Source organism: uncultured Roseobacter sp. (assembly GCF_947491795.1).
Lineage (GTDB): Bacteria > Pseudomonadota > Alphaproteobacteria > Rhodobacterales > Rhodobacteraceae > Roseobacter.
In genome coordinates this window covers 642,774-659,479 of sequence record NZ_CANLKW010000002.1, presented here as the reverse complement: position 1 = coordinate 659,479, position 16,706 = coordinate 642,774, and the positions used below count along the sequence as shown (strand labels likewise).

Here is a 16,706-nt window from a genome sequence, read left to right as displayed (position 1 = left end):
CCTGATGGGCATGGCCTTTGCTGTTCAGTGTATATGCCGCAGATCAGGCGTTGGGCAGGATGACAATCTCGACCCGGCGGTTCTGCGCCTTGCCGGTGGCGTTCAGATTGCTGGCCACAGGCTGTGTTTCTCCGCGCCCGAAAGTGCGCACGCGCTGGGGCGACACCCCGGCATTCAGCAGCACAGAAGCCACCGCACTTGCGCGGCGCTCAGAGAGTTGCTGATTATAAGCCGCATCGCCGTCACTGTCGGTATGGCCGATGACCTGAATGGTCGACTGGGGATATTCCTGCAGGTTTCCGGCCACGGCGCGCAGATCATTCTGCAGGTCAGGGCGTACCGCGAAACTGTCGGTGGCAAACAGGATGTCCTGGGGCAGGCTGACAATCAGACGGTCGCCTGTGTTCACGATTGTTACATCGTCGTTGCCCAGATCGTTGCGCAGGTCCGCTTCCTGTTTGTCGAGCGAATAGCCGATGCCTGCGCCAATTGCGGTGCCGATCACAGCACCGACGAGCGCGCCGTCGCCACGGTTGCCATCGCCCTTGCTCAGCGCGCCCAGAAGCGCGCCCGCACCGGCGCCGATCAGAGCGCCCTGCTGGGTTTTGGGGTTGTTGGAATTTGCGCCGATCTGCCCGGTTTCTGTACAGGCTGCCAGAGCGAAAATGCCCGCGAATGCGAGCGCTGCAGGGGTTTTTAAACGTGTCATATTCGTACTGCCTTCAGTGGTTGCGGCCCCGTTCGGGCAGGGCGTCATTGTAGGAACGCACTATATATGGGCCCAGTTCCGCTGCAAACAAAGGGGAAAAAACACCAGGCAGAAACCTGCCGGTATCACTTCTCAGTGTTCCGCGCCGACAGTTTCCCAGGCCAGCATGGCCCGTTTCATGGGCAGACCCCAGTGATACCCCCCAAGGCCCCCCGATTTGCGCAGCGCCCTGTGACAGGGGATCAGCCAGCTGATCGGATTGCGCCCGACAGCCGTGCCCACCGCACGGACCGCGCGCGGCGAACCGACAGAGCGGGCAATTTCCGAGTAGGTCGTGACCTGTCCCGAGGGGATGCTCAGCAAGGCTTCCCACACTTTGATCTGAAAGGGCGCACCGATCAGAAAAAGCGGCGCGGTATCGAGTGTCCCGTCACCCGCGCCAAAGGCCTGCAGCACCCAGGGGCGCAGCATGACCGGGTCTTCGGTGAATTCAGCCAGTGGCCAGCGTGACACCAGATCCTCAAACGCCGCTTCGGCACCCATTTCGGCGGCAAAGCCAACGCCGCAGATCCCTTTGTCCGTGCCCATCACAATGGCCGGTCCAAAGGGGCTCTCAAACCAGCCCCAGTAAATGGTCAGTCCCGCGCCCCTGCGGGCGAAATCCCCCGGGCTCATTGCTTCCCAGCGCACAAAAAGATCATGCAGCCTGCCTGATCCGGACAGCCCCACAGACTGTGAAACCTCCAGCGTTGTGAACCGTTCCGAAAGAAGGGTCTTGGCATGGCCCAGCGTCAGATACTGCTGATACCTTTTGGGGGAAACACCGACCCACCGTGAAAACACCCGCTGAAAATGCGCCGGGCTCATGCCCATATCTGCTGCGATTTCCTCAAGCGAGGCGGGCGTTTCGGCACTGTCTATCATGTCGATAGCCCGCCGGATCACCTGGTAGTGATAGGCGGATTCGGTGTCGTCCGGGATGTGAGTATGCTTTGTCATGCCCTCAGAATAGACAGCGTCGCGACCATGTTCGACCCGAAACCTGCGCTTTTACACGCGGCGCCCCTGCGTTTCGCCGCCCCCGGCCCGGACCCGGATCAGATCTGCAGCACGCGCACGGGGCACAATGGGGCGCACCAGGCGGTGTCCGTGCAGGTCTGTGCCCAGGCGGTACACGATGGCCTCTCTGGCCGAAGGGCTCAGCTGTTCCATTGCCGCCGGATGCGCAAACATCGAGCCGACCCAGGCGCCCTCTGCCATGATGATCTGGTGATCGGCGCACAGAATACTGGTCAGGGTAAAGCTGCGCCCCGGGCGCAGGGGCGTCGCACGCGCACTGTCAGCCCAGGCAGCCGCCAGGGCCAGTACTTCTGAGCCTGCCGCCGGATCAGATGCACCCATGGTCATCAGCAGAGGGTGGTCCCGCGTCACGGTCAGGTCGTGCGTCGGAACACCCGCTGCGATCGTACCGGTGGCAATCCTGAGGGGTGCACAGTCCGGGTTACGGGCGAAAAACCCCGGATCACGACGTGTCCTGCCGATCCACATCACAGGCTGATAGCCGTTGTCTTTTGTGAGAACCCGGTCGCTGGTTTCCAGCCATTCCACCGGAATTTCGCCATCCTCGGTGCGGATCATCGTGCCTGGTCCAAATGAGCACAGACCCGTCGCCTCCGGCCCGCAGAGCGGAACGGCAGAAATATCCACAACCTCGGCTACAGCACAGGCAACACCGGGAGCCAGCGGCTGGGACGTGACAAACCCCGCCACCACACCGTCCGCCGCGACGCGCTCTACTGTGATGCGGGCGCCATCCGGCGCCAGCACCACAGCACAGGGCGCGGACAAGGTCGCGCCCGCGAAAGCCTCTGCGCCATCTGCAAAACCTGCAGCATCTGTGCCAGTTGCGGCATTTTCCGGAAGGCTGAAAAGAATATGGTCCGTGCCGGTATTGAAATCCGCTTTCAGGGTCAGCGTGCCCGCATCGGGGTCAGTGATCAGGGCATCCGGCGCATAGCCGGGACGTTTCAGGACAGGCATGGTGATTCCGCAGGGATTGAGTTCCGCGCAGCCTGACAGGCGAGGGTAAACAACATCCTGGCAACCGCGCCAGGAAATCACCTGCATTGTAAAAAATCGCCGCCCCCAACGGCTTGCCCCGGGGGCCAAATCCCCGCATAACCCGATGCTATGGCAAAACAGCTCGGCTATCATACGATCCGCGAGATTTTCACCCGCTTTCACGAGGCTGATCCGGCGCCAAAGGGCGAGCTGGAGCATGTGAATGTCTATACGCTGGTGGTTGCGGTTGCCCTCAGCGCTCAGGCCACAGACGCGGGCGTGAACAAGGCAACGCGCCACCTGTTCCAGATCGCCGATACGCCGCAGAAAATGCTGGATCTGGGGCTCGAGAGCCTGACCGAACATATCAAAACAATCGGGCTCTTCAGGCAGAAAGCCAAAAACGTCATGAAGCTCAGCCAGATCCTTGTGGATGACTACGGCGGCGAAGTGCCCAACAGCCGTGCAGCACTCCAGGGGCTGCCCGGCGTCGGGCGCAAAACGGCGAATGTGGTGCTGAACATGTGGTGGCAACAACCGGCCCAGGCCGTCGACACGCATATCTTCCGCCTCGGCAACCGGTCCGGTATTGCACCCGGCAAAACGGTCGAAGCCGTCGAGCGCGCCATCGAAGACAACATTCCTGCTGATTTTCAGCTGCACGCCCACCACTGGATGATTTTGCACGGGCGCTACCATTGCAAGGCGCGCAAGCCGCAATGCCCGACCTGTATCATCCGCGATCTCTGCTCTTTTGAGGACAAAACCCAATGAAACAGTACAAACTTGTCGGGATCGGTAACGCGGTCGTCGATGTGATCAGCCATGCCGATGACAGCTTTCTGGACCATATGGGGATCGAGAAGGGGATCATGCAACTGGTCGAGCGGGACCGCTCCGAGGCGCTTTATGGTTCTATGTCTGACCGTTTGCAGACGCCTGGCGGCGCAGTTGCGAATACGGTTGCAGGCGTCGGTGCTCTGGGCCTGCAGACCGCATTCATCGGCCGGGTCCGCGACGACGCGCTGGGGAAATTCTACGCCAGCGCGATGACGGACAATGGCATCGATTTCGTCAACCCGCCGGTGGTGGACGGCGAAACACCCACGTCGCGCTGCATGATCTTTGTCACGCCCGACGGGGAGCGGTCGCTCAACACCTATCTGGGTATTTCAACCGGGCTGACCTCTGATGACGTCCCGGTCGAGGTTTCCGGCAACACGCAGATCATGTTCCTGGAGGGCTACCTCTTTGACCATGACGCGGGCAAAACAGCCTTCCGCGAAGCCGCCCGCGCGACCAAAGCAGGCAATGGCATTGCGGGTATCGCCATTTCCGATCCCTTCTGCGTCGAACGCCACCGCGCCGATTTCCTTTCGCTGATTGAGAACGATCTTGATTACGTGATCGGCAATGAGCACGAAATCAAATCACTGTTTGAAACCGACGATCTGGACCTCGCACTGCAGAAAACCGCCGCGATCTGCCCGATGGTTGTATGCACCCGCTCAGGTGACGGTGTGTCTGTGATTGCCGGCGGCGCACGCACCGATGTGCCCGTTCAGGAAGTCACCCCTGTGGATGCCACGGGCGCGGGCGACCAGTTTGCTGCCGGGTTCCTGTACGGCGTGGCCACCTCGCGCGACATCGAAACCTGCGCGCGCATGGGCAATGCCTGCGCGGCAGAGGTGATCAGCCATATCGGCCCGCGTCCGCAAAAGGACATGATGGAAGTTTTCCGCGCAGAGGGTCTCGTCTGAGCATGATCGCAGACGGTTTTCATGACGTCCCACCTGGCAAGGTGGCGATGATCGTCACACATCTGGAAATGCACGCCCCCGCCGCTGTCCGGCCTGTTTCCCTGCCGGACGGGATCGGTTTTCACCCCGTCACCCCGGACCCCGACTGGTACCGCGATATTTTCCGGCGGGTCGGCTCGCAGGACTGGCTCTGGTATGGACGCCTGCGCAAGAGCGACGCAGAGCTGACGGAGATTCTCGGCGATCCGGGCGTCGAAGTATTCACCCTGCGCCGTGACGGGCGGGATGAAGCCCTGCTGGAGCTCGATTTCCGCGTCCCCGGCGAATGCGAACTGGCCTATTTCGGGCTGACCGCCGCGCTGATCGGGACAGGGTCAGGCCGGTATCTGATGAACGAGGCAATTGCGCGCGCCTGGGCGAAACCGATCAGCCGGTTTCATGTGCACACCTGTACCATCGACAGCCCGCAGGCCCTGGCGTTTTACCGTCGCAGTGGTTTCACACCGTACCGCCAGCAGGTCGAGATTGACGATGACCCGCGCGTCATCGGTGTGCTGCCCGAAGACCACGGACCCAATGTGCCGATCTTCCGCGCTCAGAAATAGCCGCGAAAATCCTTCAGCACGGCGGCATAGACGTCGCGTTTGAACGGCACGATATTGTCCACCAGATCGTTAACCGGCAGCCAGCGCCATTCAGCAAATTCCTGGTGTTCCTGTTCGATCCGGATGTCACTGTCCGAACCGTGAAACCGCATCAGAAACCACTTTTGCTGCTGGCCGCGAAACCGGCCTTTCCACAGCTTGGGCACCAGGTCGTGTGGCAGCTCATAGGGCAGCCAGCGCGGGCTTTCGGCCACAACGGTCACCTTATCGGCTGTCACACCCGTCTCTTCGGTCAGTTCGCGCAGTGCTGCGGTCTGTGCCTCTTCGCCCGCATCTATTCCGCCCTGGGGCATCTGCCAGGCCGCAACCTTGCTGTCGATGCGCTGGCCCACGAAAACCTCGCCGCCGGCGTTCATCAGCATGACACCCACGCAGGGGCGATAGGGCAGTTTTTCGATCTCTTCAGGGCTCATGCCAGACCTTTCTCCATTTCCGCGCGGCGCAGGTGCTGGCCTGCGCGCTCAACCGTCTCGTGCTGGATAACGTGAAAGCCCACAGCCTGAAAGGCCGGTTGCGCCATAAGGCTTGCATGTGTCCAGAGGCGCGCCTCACCAGCCCGCCGGGCCCGCGCCTCGATTTCTGAATACAGCGCGCGGAACACACCGCGGCCCCTGTGCGCGGGCAGGATAAACGCCAGATCAATATATCCGCCCGGTTCGGTCGTCATGAAGCCCACTGCCTCATTCCCATCGCGGAACAGAACACAATCCAGCGCGCCCAACCGCGCCGCCCAGCGGTCCGGGTCGGGCGGGTGCGGCATCCAGGCCTGCCGCTCGGCCTCTGTGTAGGGGCTGTCGCCTTCACGCACCGCACGGAAAAAGACCTGCGCCAGCGCGGGAGCATCTGCTGCAGTTGCCAGGTGGATCATTTGATGTTCTCCCTCGCGCGTGACGCGGCGTTCGACGTGACACCGCATATGTGAAAATGTGAAGTGTGCACAATCAAAACCGGGGAGGGTTTTCCGATGGCCAATTATCCGCATCTTCTGGCGCCGCTGGATCTGGGGTTCACGACTCTCAAAAACCGCGTGCTGATGGGGTCCATGCATACCGGGCTGGAGGAAACCAAAGACTGGAACCGGGTCGCTGAATTCTATGCCGCCCGCGCGCGCGGTCAGGTGGCGCTGATGGTCACCGGTGGCATCGGCCCGAACCTCGAAGGCTCCGTTCTGCCGGGGGCGGCGATGATGGTGTCAGACCAGGACGTGGCCAACCACCGTATCGTCACGGACCGCGTGCACGAAGCGGGCGGCAAAATCGCCATGCAGATCCTGCACGCAGGCCGCTATGCTTACGGCCCGAAGTGCGTGGCGCCCTCGGCCATCAAATCCCCGATCTCTCCCTTTCCGCCGACCGAACTCGATGCAGACGGCATTGAAAAACAGATCAGCGATATCGTGACCTGTGCGCAGCGCGCGCGCGAGGCCGGGTATGACGGTGTCGAGATCATGGGCTCCGAAGGGTACTTTCTGAACCAGTTCCTCGTGACCCATACCAACAAACGCACCGACGACTGGGGCGGGGCCTACGAAAACCGTATGCGCCTGCCGGTCGAGGTGGTACGCCGCGTGCGCGCAGCGGTCGGCACGGATTTCATCATGATCTACCGGCTGTCGATGATCGATCTGGTGCCCAACGGCTCGACCCATGAGGAGGTCGTGCAACTGGCCCGGGCAGTCGAGGCGGCAGGGGCCACGATCATCAACACCGGCATCGGCTGGCACGAGGCGCGCATCCCGACGATTGCCACCTCTGTACCGCGCGCGGCCTTTGCCTGGGTGACAAAGAAACTGATGGGCAAGGTGGGTATCCCCGTCATCACCTCCAACCGGATCAACACCCCTGATGTGGCCGAAGACGTGTTGGCAACAGGCTGTGCCGATATGGTCTCGATGGCGCGGCCCATGCTGGCGGATGCGGATTTTGTTGCCAAGGCCATGTCCGGCGATGGCGACCAGATCGCGCCCTGCATTGCCTGCAACCAGGCCTGTCTCGATCATACTTTCTCGGGCAAGATCTCGAGCTGCCTGGTGAACCCGCGCGCCTGTTACGAGACCGAACTGACGATCAGCCCGGCGTCTGAGCCAAAGACAATTGCTGTTGTCGGTGCCGGCCCTGCAGGTCTGTCCACCGCGATCACGGCGGCACAGCGCGGGCACAATGTCACCGTCTTTGACCGCGCCGACGAGATCGGCGGCCAGCTGAACATGGCCAAACAGGTCCCGGGCAAAGAGGAATTCTTTGGGCTGGTCGACTGGTACCGCACCATGATCGCCGAGACCGGTGTGACCGTACACCTGGGCCGCGAGGTCGGTGCCGACGATCTGCAAAGCTTTGACGAGGTGATCGTGGCCACCGGCGTGGTCCCGCGTGATCCGGGCATTCCGGGCCAGGACGGCGCACATGTGCTCGACTATATCGACGTACTGCGCGGCAAGGCGCAGGTGGGCAAACGTGTGGCCATCATCGGCGCAGGCGGCATCGGGTTTGATGTTGCGGAATTTCTGGTGCACCAGGGCGAAAGCCCAACCGAAAACCTGCCCGAATGGATGCGCGAATGGGGGGTGACTGACCCGGCCGAGCACCGTTCGGGTCTCGCACCCGAGGGACCGCAGCCGGCAGCCCCGGCCCGCGAGGTCGTGCTGTTGCAGCGCAAGGCCGAAAAGCCCGGCAAACGCCTGGGCAAAACCACCGGCTGGATCCACCGCGCGGCGCTCGCCATGAAAAACGTGAAAATGATCGGCGGTGTCAATTACGAGAGAATTGAAGAGGGCGGCCTGATGATCTCTCGCGGCGAGGCGCGTGAAACGCCGGAACTGATTGCAGCCGATACCATCGTGCTCTGTGCCGGTCAGCTGTCCGAACGCAGCCTGGCGGACGCTCTCGAAGAACGCGGCATCCCCTGTCACGTGATCGGCGGGGCAGATGTTGCGGCAGAGCTGGACGCCAAACGGGCAATCGACCAGGGCACCCGGCTGGCAGCGGCACTGTAAGACGCGGTCGGCTGTGGTGAAATTCGTTCCGATTTCGCCACAATCGCGCACAATTTAGTCAATTTTGCCTTAAGTGTAAACAAACGCCTCGGGCGTTAACACATGGTAAAAGCGCTGAATAGCGTCCTGTTTTCAGCACCTTACATCGACGTCTGCGCATGGTTTACGGCATCTTTCAGCGTTTCCAGCCGCAGAACGATCCATGCAAAAACCCCGATACTGTCCCAGATGCGCCCCGTTCCTGCCTGATTTGAGCGTCAGACAAGTGCTCAACTCAGAGATGGAAGGAACGGTAATGGACCGCCTCACAGAAATGGAAGCATTCGCAACGGTCGTGGACCAGGGCGGCTTTACAGATGCGGCCAAAAAGATGGGGATTTCGAAATCCGCCGTCTCCAAGCATGTGTCCTCGCTCGAAGCGCGCCTCGGCGCACGGCTGCTGAACCGGACAACCCGGCGCGTCAGCCCGACAGAGATCGGACTGGCCTATTATGACCGTGCCCGCCGCGTTCTCAATGACGCAGGCGAGGCGGATGCGCTCGTCACCTCGATGCAAAGTGCACCCTCGGGCCTGCTGCGCATCTCTGTTGCAACGGATTTCGGGGTAAACCACCTCTCCCCTGTCCTCAGTGAATTTCTGTCCGATTTTCCGGATATCACCGTGAATATGGTGCTCAACAACCGCTATGTTGAGCTGATTTCAGAGGGCTTTGACATGGCCGTGCGCATTGGTGAGCTGGAAGACAGCACCCTGCGCGCCCGCAAACTGACCGAAACAACCAAACGCATGATCGCCAGCCCGGAGTATTTTGAAAAGTACGGACGGCCCGAAAAGATCGACGATCTGAATGATCACAAGCTGCTGCACTATTCCAACCAATCCTCCGGCAACGTCTGGAAACTGACGGCTCCTTCGGGTGAGAAACGTCAGGTCCGCACCGCAGGCTGGCTCAGCGTCAATGACGGCCAGTCGCTTCTCAACGCGGCCATCTCCGGACTTGGCATCGCTTATCTGCCCAGTTTTCTCTATGCCGATGCCATGGAAAAAGGCCTGGTCGAGGATGCAATCCCTGATTTGCCGATGGAGATGCAGGGCATCTATGCGGTCTACCCGCCGGGTCGTTTCACGCAGCCCAAAGTGCGCGCGTTCATTGATTTTCTGGTCCATTCCTTTGCTGAAAAGGGTCCCTCCGACTGGTAAATACCGTCACCGTCCCGTGACGTTCAGACCCTCGGGTGCCCCTGGTATCCGGGGGTTATCTTTGTTCCGCTTCCAGAACAACGGCCTCTACCCGCCGGTTCGCCCGGCGGCCCTCTTCGGTCAGGTTCGAGGCAACGGGCGCCAGATACCCCATGCCTTCGGCATCCAGCCGCGCCGCTGCAATGCCGTATTCACTGATCAGCCGCTGCCGCACCGAGCGGGCGCGGGCGCGCGACACCGCAATGTTCGGCTCCAGCCCGCCAACCGTATCCGTATGCCCCACCAGCGCGATGCGCAGATCCGGACGTTCGGTCAGAATCTCCGCCAGTTGCTGCAAAGACGCATAGCTGCCCGGGCCCAGATCGGTTGAACCGGTCTCGAATATCAGATCGCCGAGCACAGTGAATCCACGCGCCAGCAGGCCTTCGCTGGTCATCTCATGCAACTGTGCGCCCCCGGTCTGCACCGGTTCAGGCAGCGGGTCCGGCGGGGCTACTTCGGGCACCAGCACGTCGGCGGCTCTGCCGGTGTCTGCGGTAATGATCTGTGCATAGGCCGAAGAAGAGGTCACGCTGACCAGCACACCGATGGCCCGACGCGGCGCATCGCGCGGGCCGTCCAGCGCGGTCAGATAGCGGAACCGCGCCAGATTGACGTACATATTCGGGCCGGGCAGTACCTCTGTCGCAAAGCGGAAATCGAACCCTCCGCAGGAGGCAGCGGCACATTCAAACACAACTTCATAGCCCGCCGCCTCGATCTGTTCGCGCAGGGGCACAATCACCTGCAACGGCGTCAGACCGGCTGTGCCGATGCGCCAGGCCTGGCGGGTGATGGCCCCCTCCACCGCAATGGCAGGCAGAACACCGTTGGCAAACCGGCCGGTGGGGGCGTCAAAACTGTCAAGCTGACTGTCGCGGGCCACGGTTTGCCGTGCGCCTACGGGCAGTTCCGGCTCAAAAGACCGCCCGGCGTCCGGCAGCGCAACACAGGCAGCGCAGAGCATCAGAGCGCGCCATCTGCCCGCCCCGCCGATCATCATCTGGCCTGTGCGTGATAGTCGTCGTTCGGGCGCATATCTGTGGCACTGGCCACACGGTTCGTCATGTTGAAAAACCCGGCGACATTGGCAATGTCCCAGATGTCCGCATCCGTGAACCCCACATCCCGCAGCGCCTGGCGGTGGGCCTCTGCGATGGTGGCGCTGGCCGTTGTCATGGTGACCGCAAAATCCAGCATTGCCCGGTGGCGCGCATTCAGATCAGCAACACGGTAGTTCATCACCAGGGCCTCGCCCAGCATCGGATCACCGGACATCGCGCGCACCGCCGCCCCATGCGCTACAAGGCAGTAAAAGCACTTGTTGACCGACGACACGACCACCGCGATCATCTCCCGCTCCAGCTTGCTCAGCCCGGAGGGCGCCAGCATCAGGTTGTTGTACATGCCTGTGAAGGCGTCAAGTTTCGCGATATCAAAGGCATAGGCCCGCAGGACGTTCGGGATCATGCCCAGCTTTTCCTGACAGACGTCAAAATAGCTCTGCGTGGCCTCGGGCAGCGGGTCCACCATGGGCAGGTTCAGCGCAGTGGGCAGGTCGGTTTCAGCCATGATCTTCGGCTCCTGAGCGGGGTTTCATGCGGTAATGGTACTGTCCGGCAGGCGCAAAGCCCAGAGCGGAATAAAGCGCATTGGCCGGCCCGTTTGCCTGGGTGCACAACACCGCAATATGCCGCGCGCCCTGGTCCGCGGCCCAGAAGGCCGCCGCCCGCATGATCCACGCCGCGACGCCCTGACGGCGCTGATGCGCCAGCACCTCAACCGCATGCACCATCGCCACATCGCCGGACAGGGCCACAAACCCGGTGCCCGCCGGTTTTTCGTTCCAGCGCAACAGGACAGCCGTTTTCGTCTCTGCGCGGTTCATAACGTCGATCCGCGCGGGCCCGATACCGCCCGCCGCCCAGATCTCGCGCATGATCGCCAGCGGCTCCCAGATGGTAAAGGCCGTCACCGGCGGCACTGGCGCATCCGTCAGCCCCGCCACCGGCATGACCAGAAGGCTCACCGGATCAACAATGGCGTAGCCACGCGCGGCCAGCAGGCCGTCCAGCGTCTCTTCGCCTGCGCGGATCATGAACAGGGGCTGTTGCCCCAGCGCCAGCATCTGCGCCTCGGCCAGTGCCAGGTCCTGCTCCCCCACAGGCGCCTCTGCGGTGGCGGCCGAGACACGCTTGCCCCCGCCCCGGCCCTCGCGGATCAGCCAGGGGCCCGCGCGCCGCACCGCAGCCGCAGGCCAGGTTGCATCCACCGCCGCAAAAAGGGTCGGCGCGTCTGGTGTCATCCCGGAAAGGCCGCTGCCAGTTCGGCCATTGCCGCGCGCACCATCTCCGGGTCCTGCCCGCGGATCACCACATTGGACCCATATGCCCCGTTGTCCTGCTGGAAAGGATAGGATCCCATGCTCAGTGCCGGATATTCCTGCGCCAGCGCCCCCAGCGGCCCGGCGATATCGCCCTCGCCCTGATCAATCCGCAGCGTCTGCGAGATCAGCGGCGCGCCACCGGACAGTTTCGGCAGCATGCTTTCCACCATCGCCTGAAAGACCGACGGCACACCGGCCATGACATAGACGTTTTCCAGAATGAACCCCGGCGCGACAGAGACCGGATTGTCGATCAGTGTCGCGCCATCCGGAATGCGCGCCATGCGCAGCCGGGCCGCGTTCAGCTCCTTGCCTGTCCGCGCATAGTGATCGGCCAGCAGCCGCCGCGCGTCCTCGCGCACATCGATGTTGCGGCCAAAAGCTTCGGCGATGCAATCGGCGGTAATGTCATCATGGGTCGGGCCGATGCCACCGCTGGTGAACACATGATCAAACCCGGCAGACAGGGACTGAACCGCACAGATGATCGCCTCCGGATCATCGCTGACCACGCGCACCTCGCGCAGGTCGATGCCGGTCTCTGTCAGGCGGCCCGCCAGGTGATACATATTCGCATCCCGCGTCCGGCCCGACAGTATCTCATCGCCGATCACCAGCATTGCCGCTGTCGGATTTGCCATTGTTACCCTCCCTTGCACCGGTCTTACTGCGAGGTATAGACGTGGGCTCATGCGCTTTCAAACCGATCTTGTGCCCGCCCGTCTGACCCGCCGTTACAAACGGTTTCTGGCCGATTGCGTGCTGGAAGCCGATGGCCGGGAAGTCACCGCGCACTGCGCCAACCCCGGCTCGATGATGGGTCTGGCCGAGCCCGGCACCCGCGTCTGGCTTGAGCCCAATGACGACCCGAAAAAGAAGCTGAAATTCGGCTGGCGGCTGGTCGAACATGCAGACGGGCATTTCACAGGCGTCGATACCAGCGTGCCCAACCGGGCGCTGAAAAACGCGCTGATGGCCCGGCAGCTGGCGCCTTTTGCCGACTGGCCGCTGGTCCGAGCAGAGGTGAAATACGGCACAAACAGCCGCATCGATTTTCTGCTCAGCGGCGCCGGGCAGCCGGACCTCTACGTCGAAGTGAAAAGCGTCACGCTGAGCCGTGAGAAGGGCCTGGCGGAGTTTCCCGACAGCGTGACCGCGCGCGGCGCAAAACATCTGGCCGAGCTGGCGGACATGGTCGCCCGGGGCCACCGCGCCATTATGCTCTATCTGGTGCAGCGCACAGACGCACAATCTGTTACACTGGCAGGCGACATTGACCCCGCCTATCTGGCGGCCTGGCAGGCTGCGACATCTGCGGGCGTTGAAACTCTGTGCTTTGGCACCAATATCTCGCCAAAGGCAATCGGGGTCGGCCAGGCGCTGCCCTTTACGCTGTGATGGCGGCTGGTGCCTGATCCCGGGGTACGCTAAAAGCCGCCCGAACCACCACGATGGAGACCCAGGTGAACGAAGATCTTCGGGGCCGTCAGACCAAAGACGGCATACGCATCTACGAGGCAGGCGATTTCGCGGGCATGCATGCCGCGGGCGCACTGGCCGCGCGCATCCTGGACGACATTGCCGGGCTTGTGTTTGTGGGCCAGACCACCGGTGCAATCGACAAACGCATCACCGAGATGGTCGAGGAAGCGGGCGCGACCTCGGCCACCATCGGCTACAAGGGCTATCAGCACGCCAGCTGTATTTCCGTCAATCATGTGGTCTGCCACGGTATCCCCGGGGACAAGACACTGAAAGACGGCGATATTCTGAACATCGACGTCACGGTGATCGTCGATGGCTGGTTCGGGGACACCAGCCGCATGTATGTGGCCGGCAAACTGCCCCGCAAGGCCGAACGTCTGATCCAGGTCACCCATGACGCGCTGATGCTGGGCATCGAGGCGGTGAAACCCGGCAACACCTTTGGCGACATCGGCCATGCCATTCAGTCCTATGCGGAAAGCCACCGCATGTCCGTGGTGCGCGATTTCTGCGGGCACGGGCTGGGCCGTGTGTTCCATGCCCCGCCCAATGTGCTGCACTATGGCCGACCGGGCACGGGTGCCGTGCTCGAAGAGGGCATGTTCTTTACCATCGAGCCGATGGTGAACCTGGGCCGGCCCGAAACCAAAACCCTGGCCGACGACTGGACAGCCGTGACCCGCGACAAGTCGCTCTCGGCGCAGTTTGAGCATTCAGTGGGCGTCACGGCAGACGGGGCAGAGATCTTTACGCTCTCTCCCGGCGGCCTTTTTCACCCGACCTATACGGCTGACTGACACCCGGGCCCTGACAGGGCCCGGAAATACTGAATTCGCGTTGAAACCCGCCACATCTGCGCTATTTTTCCGCCCACACCAAAGGGAGAATTTATCGTGGCAGAGACGCTCAGAGAGTTAATCGCAGGTCACCCCGGATCCGCACCCGCAATCGGTGCGCCGGACCGGGAATGGCTGAGCTATGCGGGCCTGCGGGCTCTGTCGGATCAGGTGGCATCTGCGCTGCACGCGGCGGGCATCGGGCGCGGCGACCGTGTGGCGATTGTGCTGCCCAACGGGCCCGAAATGGCCACGGCCTTTTTCACCATCGCGCAGACGGCTGTCACCGCCCCGCTCAACCCTGCCTACCGAGAGGATGAGTTTGCCTTTTATATCGACGATCTGAACGCCAAAGCTGTTGTGCTGATGGACGGCCAGGAAGGCCCGGCACTGGCCGCGGCGGAAAAACTGGGCGTGCCGGTTCTGCGGCTGTCCTCTGATCCCGCTGATCCGGCGGGCACCTTCACGCTGTCCTCCGACACCAGCGGCACCTGCGATCAGAGCGCCCCTGAGGCGGGGGATGTCGCGCTGATCCTGCACACCTCCGGCACCACATCGCGGCCCAAGATCGTACCGCTGCTGCAATCCAATGTCGCGGCCTCAGCCCATAATATCGCGGTGTCCCTGGCGCTGACACCGGACGACCGCTGCATGAATGTCATGCCGCTCTTTCACATCCACGGCCTTCTGGCGGCGGTCTCCTCGACGCTGGCGACGGGTGGCCAGGTCTGGTGCGCGCCGGGCTTTGACGCGCTGCGCTTTTTCGGCTGGCTGCGCGATGCCGACCCCACCTGGTACACTGCCGTGCCCACCATGCACCAGGCCATCCTGGCCCGCGCCGGGCGCAATGCCGACGTCATCGCCGCCGCGCGCCTGCGGTTTTTGCGCTCTTCTTCGGCCTCGCTGCCGGGGCCGGTCATGGAAAAACTGTTCGAGACCTTCGGCGCGCCTGTGGTCGAGGGCTACGGCATGACCGAAGCCGCCCACCAGATGTGCTCCAACCCGATCGAGCCGGGCACGCAGAAACCCGGGGCCGTCGGCCTGCCCGCCGGGCCCGAGGTGCGCATCGCCCATGAAGTGGAGCCCGTGCTTACCGATGGCGGTGTCGGAGAGGTCGTGATCTCCGGCCCCAATGTCACGCCCGGCTATGAAAGCAATCCGGATGCCAATGCCAAAAACTTCTTTGAGGCCGAAGGCAAACGCTGGTTCCGCACCGGCGATCAGGGCACCTTTGACGCCGATGGTTATCTGACCCTCACGGGCCGCCTGAAAGAGATCATCAACCGGGGCGGCGAGAAGGTCAGCCCGCTGGAGGTGGACGGAGTGCTCTCGGCCCACCCGGCGATTGCCCAGGTTGTGACCTTTGCCCTGCCCCACCCGAAACTGGGCGAGGAAGTCGCCGCCGCCGTTGTCCTGCGCGATGGCGAGGAAGTGACCGACCGCGATATCCGCGACTTTGCCCTGGAGCGGCTGGCCGACTTCAAGGTGCCGCGCAAGGTGATCATCCTGGATGAAATCCCCAAAGGGGCCACCGGCAAAATGCAGCGCATCGGCCTTGCCGAAAAGCTGGGCCTGGTGGAAACGGCCGCATCATGAAAATCTGTATTTTCGGCGCCGGGGCCATCGGCGGATATATGGGGGCAAAACTGGCCGAAGCCGGGGCCGATGTCAGCCTTGTCGCGCGCGGACCGCATCTGGCGGCGATGCAGGCAAACGGCCTGACCCTGATCGAAGAAAGCGGCACAAGAACTCTGCCCGTGACCGTATCGGAAAACCCCGAAGATCTGGGGCCCCAGGATTATGTCATCGTCACGCTCAAGGCCCATTCCGTGCCGCCGGTGGTCGCCCGGATGCAGCCGCTGATCGGCGAGGGCACGACAATTGTCTCAGGCGTGAACGGCGTGCCCTGGTGGTATTTCCACGGGGTGGGCGGTGATCTTGAGGGCACGCGCCTGGCAAGCGTTGACCCCGGCAATGCGCAGTGGGACGGTTTTGGCCCGGACAATGTGCTGGGCTGTGTCGTCTACCCGGCGGCAGAGGTCAGCGAACCGGGCGTGATCAGGCATATCGAAGGCAACCGCTTTTCGCTGGGCGAGCCCTCGGGCGAGAAATCCGAGCGCGCCCTGCGGCTGTCAAAAGCGCTCAGTGCCGCCGGTCTCAAAGCACCGGTGCGCCCGAAAATACGCGATGAAATCTGGGTGAAACTCTGGGGCAACCTGTCGTTCAACCCGATCTCGGCACTGACACATGCCACGCTTGATGTGCTCTGCACCGAGCCCGGCACGCGCGACGTCGCGCGCAATATGATGCTCGAAGCGCAGACCATCGCCGAAAGCCTCGGCGTGAAATTCCCCATCGATGTGGACCGGCGCATCCAGGGCGGCGCCGATGTGGGCGCGCACCGGACATCGATGCTGCAGGATCTGGACGCCGGACGGCCCATGGAGATCGATGCACTGGTGGGCTCTGTGCAGGAGCTTGGCCGCGTCACCGGCACACCGACCCCGACCATTGATACCGTTCTGGCGCTGATCCAGCTGCGCGGCAAAACTGCCGGTCTTTACGGCTGACC

At 62.5% G+C, this 16,706-nt stretch carries 18 protein-coding genes; 9 read left to right on the top strand and 9 right to left on the bottom strand.

Annotation, left to right across the window (positions count from 1 at the left end; translation table 11 throughout):
* Window positions 1-43 precede the first annotated feature (43 nt).
* The 3 genes from Q1A34_RS10105 to Q1A34_RS10095 all read right to left on the bottom strand — a co-directional run bounded on the left by Q1A34_RS10105 (window position 44) and on the right by Q1A34_RS10095 (window position 2,749).
* Window positions 44-709 carry an OmpA family protein gene (locus Q1A34_RS10105; protein WP_300033481.1) on the bottom strand — a complete coding sequence of 222 codons (666 nt, stop codon included), beginning with the start codon at window positions 707-709 and terminating at the stop codon, window positions 44-46.
* A 132-nt stretch (window positions 710-841) separates the two neighbouring features.
* Window positions 842-1,708 (bottom strand): bifunctional helix-turn-helix domain-containing protein/methylated-DNA--[protein]-cysteine S-methyltransferase, encoded by an 867-nt coding sequence (locus Q1A34_RS10100; RefSeq protein WP_300033480.1) that lies wholly within the window; start codon window positions 1,706-1,708, stop codon window positions 842-844.
* A gap of 51 nt (window positions 1,709-1,759) precedes the next feature.
* Window positions 1,760-2,749, bottom strand: coding sequence for a Hint domain-containing protein (locus Q1A34_RS10095; RefSeq protein WP_300033479.1), 990 nt, complete (start codon window positions 2,747-2,749; stop codon window positions 1,760-1,762).
* 150 nt (window positions 2,750-2,899) lie between these two features.
* Here Q1A34_RS10095 and nth point away from each other — a divergent pair, with 150 nt between their 5' ends.
* The 3 genes from nth to Q1A34_RS10080 are packed head-to-tail and all read left to right on the top strand — an operon-like array spanning window position 2,900 to window position 5,135.
* Window positions 2,900-3,544 (top strand): endonuclease III, encoded by a 645-nt coding sequence (gene nth / locus Q1A34_RS10090; protein ID WP_300033478.1) that lies wholly within the window; start codon window positions 2,900-2,902, stop codon window positions 3,542-3,544.
* Window positions 3,541-4,530 carry an adenosine kinase gene (locus tag Q1A34_RS10085; protein ID WP_300033477.1) on the top strand — a complete coding sequence of 330 codons (990 nt, stop codon included), beginning with the start codon at window positions 3,541-3,543 and terminating at the stop codon, window positions 4,528-4,530. The genes nth and Q1A34_RS10085 overlap by 4 nt, the downstream gene beginning before the upstream one ends.
* Before the next feature lie 2 nt (window positions 4,531-4,532).
* Window positions 4,533-5,135 carry a GNAT family N-acetyltransferase gene (locus tag Q1A34_RS10080; protein ID WP_300033476.1) on the top strand — a complete coding sequence of 201 codons (603 nt, stop codon included), beginning with the start codon at window positions 4,533-4,535 and terminating at the stop codon, window positions 5,133-5,135.
* Here Q1A34_RS10080 and Q1A34_RS10075 read toward each other — a convergent pair.
* Together Q1A34_RS10075 and Q1A34_RS10070 are read right to left on the bottom strand one after the other, a co-directional pair.
* Window positions 5,126-5,608: an RNA pyrophosphohydrolase gene (locus Q1A34_RS10075; protein WP_300033475.1), complete on the bottom strand. Its 483-nt coding sequence runs from the start codon at window positions 5,606-5,608 to the stop codon at window positions 5,126-5,128. The two genes, Q1A34_RS10080 and Q1A34_RS10075, sit on opposite strands and share 10 nt — an antisense overlap.
* Window positions 5,605-6,063 carry a GNAT family N-acetyltransferase gene (locus Q1A34_RS10070; RefSeq protein WP_300033474.1) on the bottom strand — a complete coding sequence of 153 codons (459 nt, stop codon included), beginning with the start codon at window positions 6,061-6,063 and terminating at the stop codon, window positions 5,605-5,607. Before Q1A34_RS10070 ends, Q1A34_RS10075 begins: the two co-directional genes overlap by 4 nt.
* 96 nt (window positions 6,064-6,159) lie before the next feature.
* Between Q1A34_RS10070 and Q1A34_RS10065 the strand changes: the two genes are divergently transcribed.
* Together Q1A34_RS10065 and Q1A34_RS10060 are read left to right on the top strand one after the other, a co-directional pair.
* Window positions 6,160-8,187, top strand: coding sequence for an NADPH-dependent 2,4-dienoyl-CoA reductase (locus Q1A34_RS10065; protein ID WP_300033473.1), 2,028 nt, complete (start codon window positions 6,160-6,162; stop codon window positions 8,185-8,187).
* Window positions 8,188-8,482: 295 nt separating this feature from the next.
* The gene (locus Q1A34_RS10060; RefSeq protein WP_300033472.1) at window positions 8,483-9,388 is read left to right on the top strand and encodes a LysR family transcriptional regulator; all 906 of its coding nucleotides are present in this window, start codon (window positions 8,483-8,485) and stop codon (window positions 9,386-9,388) included.
* A 55-nt stretch (window positions 9,389-9,443) separates the two neighbouring features.
* Here Q1A34_RS10060 and Q1A34_RS10055 read toward each other — a convergent pair whose 3' ends face one another.
* The 4 genes from Q1A34_RS10055 to Q1A34_RS10040 are packed head-to-tail and all read right to left on the bottom strand — an operon-like array spanning window position 9,444 to window position 12,454.
* On the bottom strand, window positions 9,444-10,430 hold the full coding sequence (locus Q1A34_RS10055) for an OmpA family protein (protein ID WP_300033471.1): 987 nt from the start codon (window positions 10,428-10,430) through the stop codon (window positions 9,444-9,446).
* The gene (locus Q1A34_RS10050; RefSeq protein ID WP_300033470.1) at window positions 10,427-10,999 is read right to left on the bottom strand and encodes a peroxidase-related enzyme; all 573 of its coding nucleotides are present in this window, start codon (window positions 10,997-10,999) and stop codon (window positions 10,427-10,429) included. The genes Q1A34_RS10055 and Q1A34_RS10050 overlap by 4 nt, the downstream gene beginning before the upstream one ends.
* Window positions 10,992-11,732 carry a GNAT family N-acetyltransferase gene (locus tag Q1A34_RS10045; protein WP_300033469.1) on the bottom strand — a complete coding sequence of 247 codons (741 nt, stop codon included), beginning with the start codon at window positions 11,730-11,732 and terminating at the stop codon, window positions 10,992-10,994. Before Q1A34_RS10045 ends, Q1A34_RS10050 begins: the two co-directional genes overlap by 8 nt.
* A complete protein-coding gene (locus Q1A34_RS10040; RefSeq protein ID WP_300033468.1) occupies window positions 11,729-12,454 on the bottom strand; it encodes a molybdopterin-binding protein in 726 nt (241 codons plus the stop codon). The genes Q1A34_RS10045 and Q1A34_RS10040 overlap by 4 nt, the downstream gene beginning before the upstream one ends.
* A 49-nt stretch (window positions 12,455-12,503) precedes the next feature.
* Here Q1A34_RS10040 and sfsA point away from each other — a divergent pair, with 49 nt between their 5' ends.
* From sfsA to Q1A34_RS10020, 4 genes are all read left to right on the top strand, one after another.
* Window positions 12,504-13,211 (top strand): DNA/RNA nuclease SfsA, encoded by a 708-nt coding sequence (sfsA, locus tag Q1A34_RS10035; protein ID WP_300033467.1) that lies wholly within the window; start codon window positions 12,504-12,506, stop codon window positions 13,209-13,211.
* A gap of 53 nt (window positions 13,212-13,264) precedes the next feature.
* A complete protein-coding gene (gene map, locus Q1A34_RS10030; protein WP_300033466.1) occupies window positions 13,265-14,095 on the top strand; it encodes a type I methionyl aminopeptidase in 831 nt (276 codons plus the stop codon).
* Between the two features lie 96 nt (window positions 14,096-14,191).
* Entirely contained in the window at window positions 14,192-15,730 is a 1,539-nt protein-coding gene (locus Q1A34_RS10025) for an acyl--CoA ligase (protein ID WP_300033465.1), read from the top strand.
* Entirely contained in the window at window positions 15,727-16,704 is a 978-nt protein-coding gene (locus Q1A34_RS10020) for a 2-dehydropantoate 2-reductase (RefSeq protein WP_300033464.1), read from the top strand. Before Q1A34_RS10025 ends, Q1A34_RS10020 begins: the two co-directional genes overlap by 4 nt.
* The last annotated feature ends 2 nt before the right edge of the window (window positions 16,705-16,706 follow it).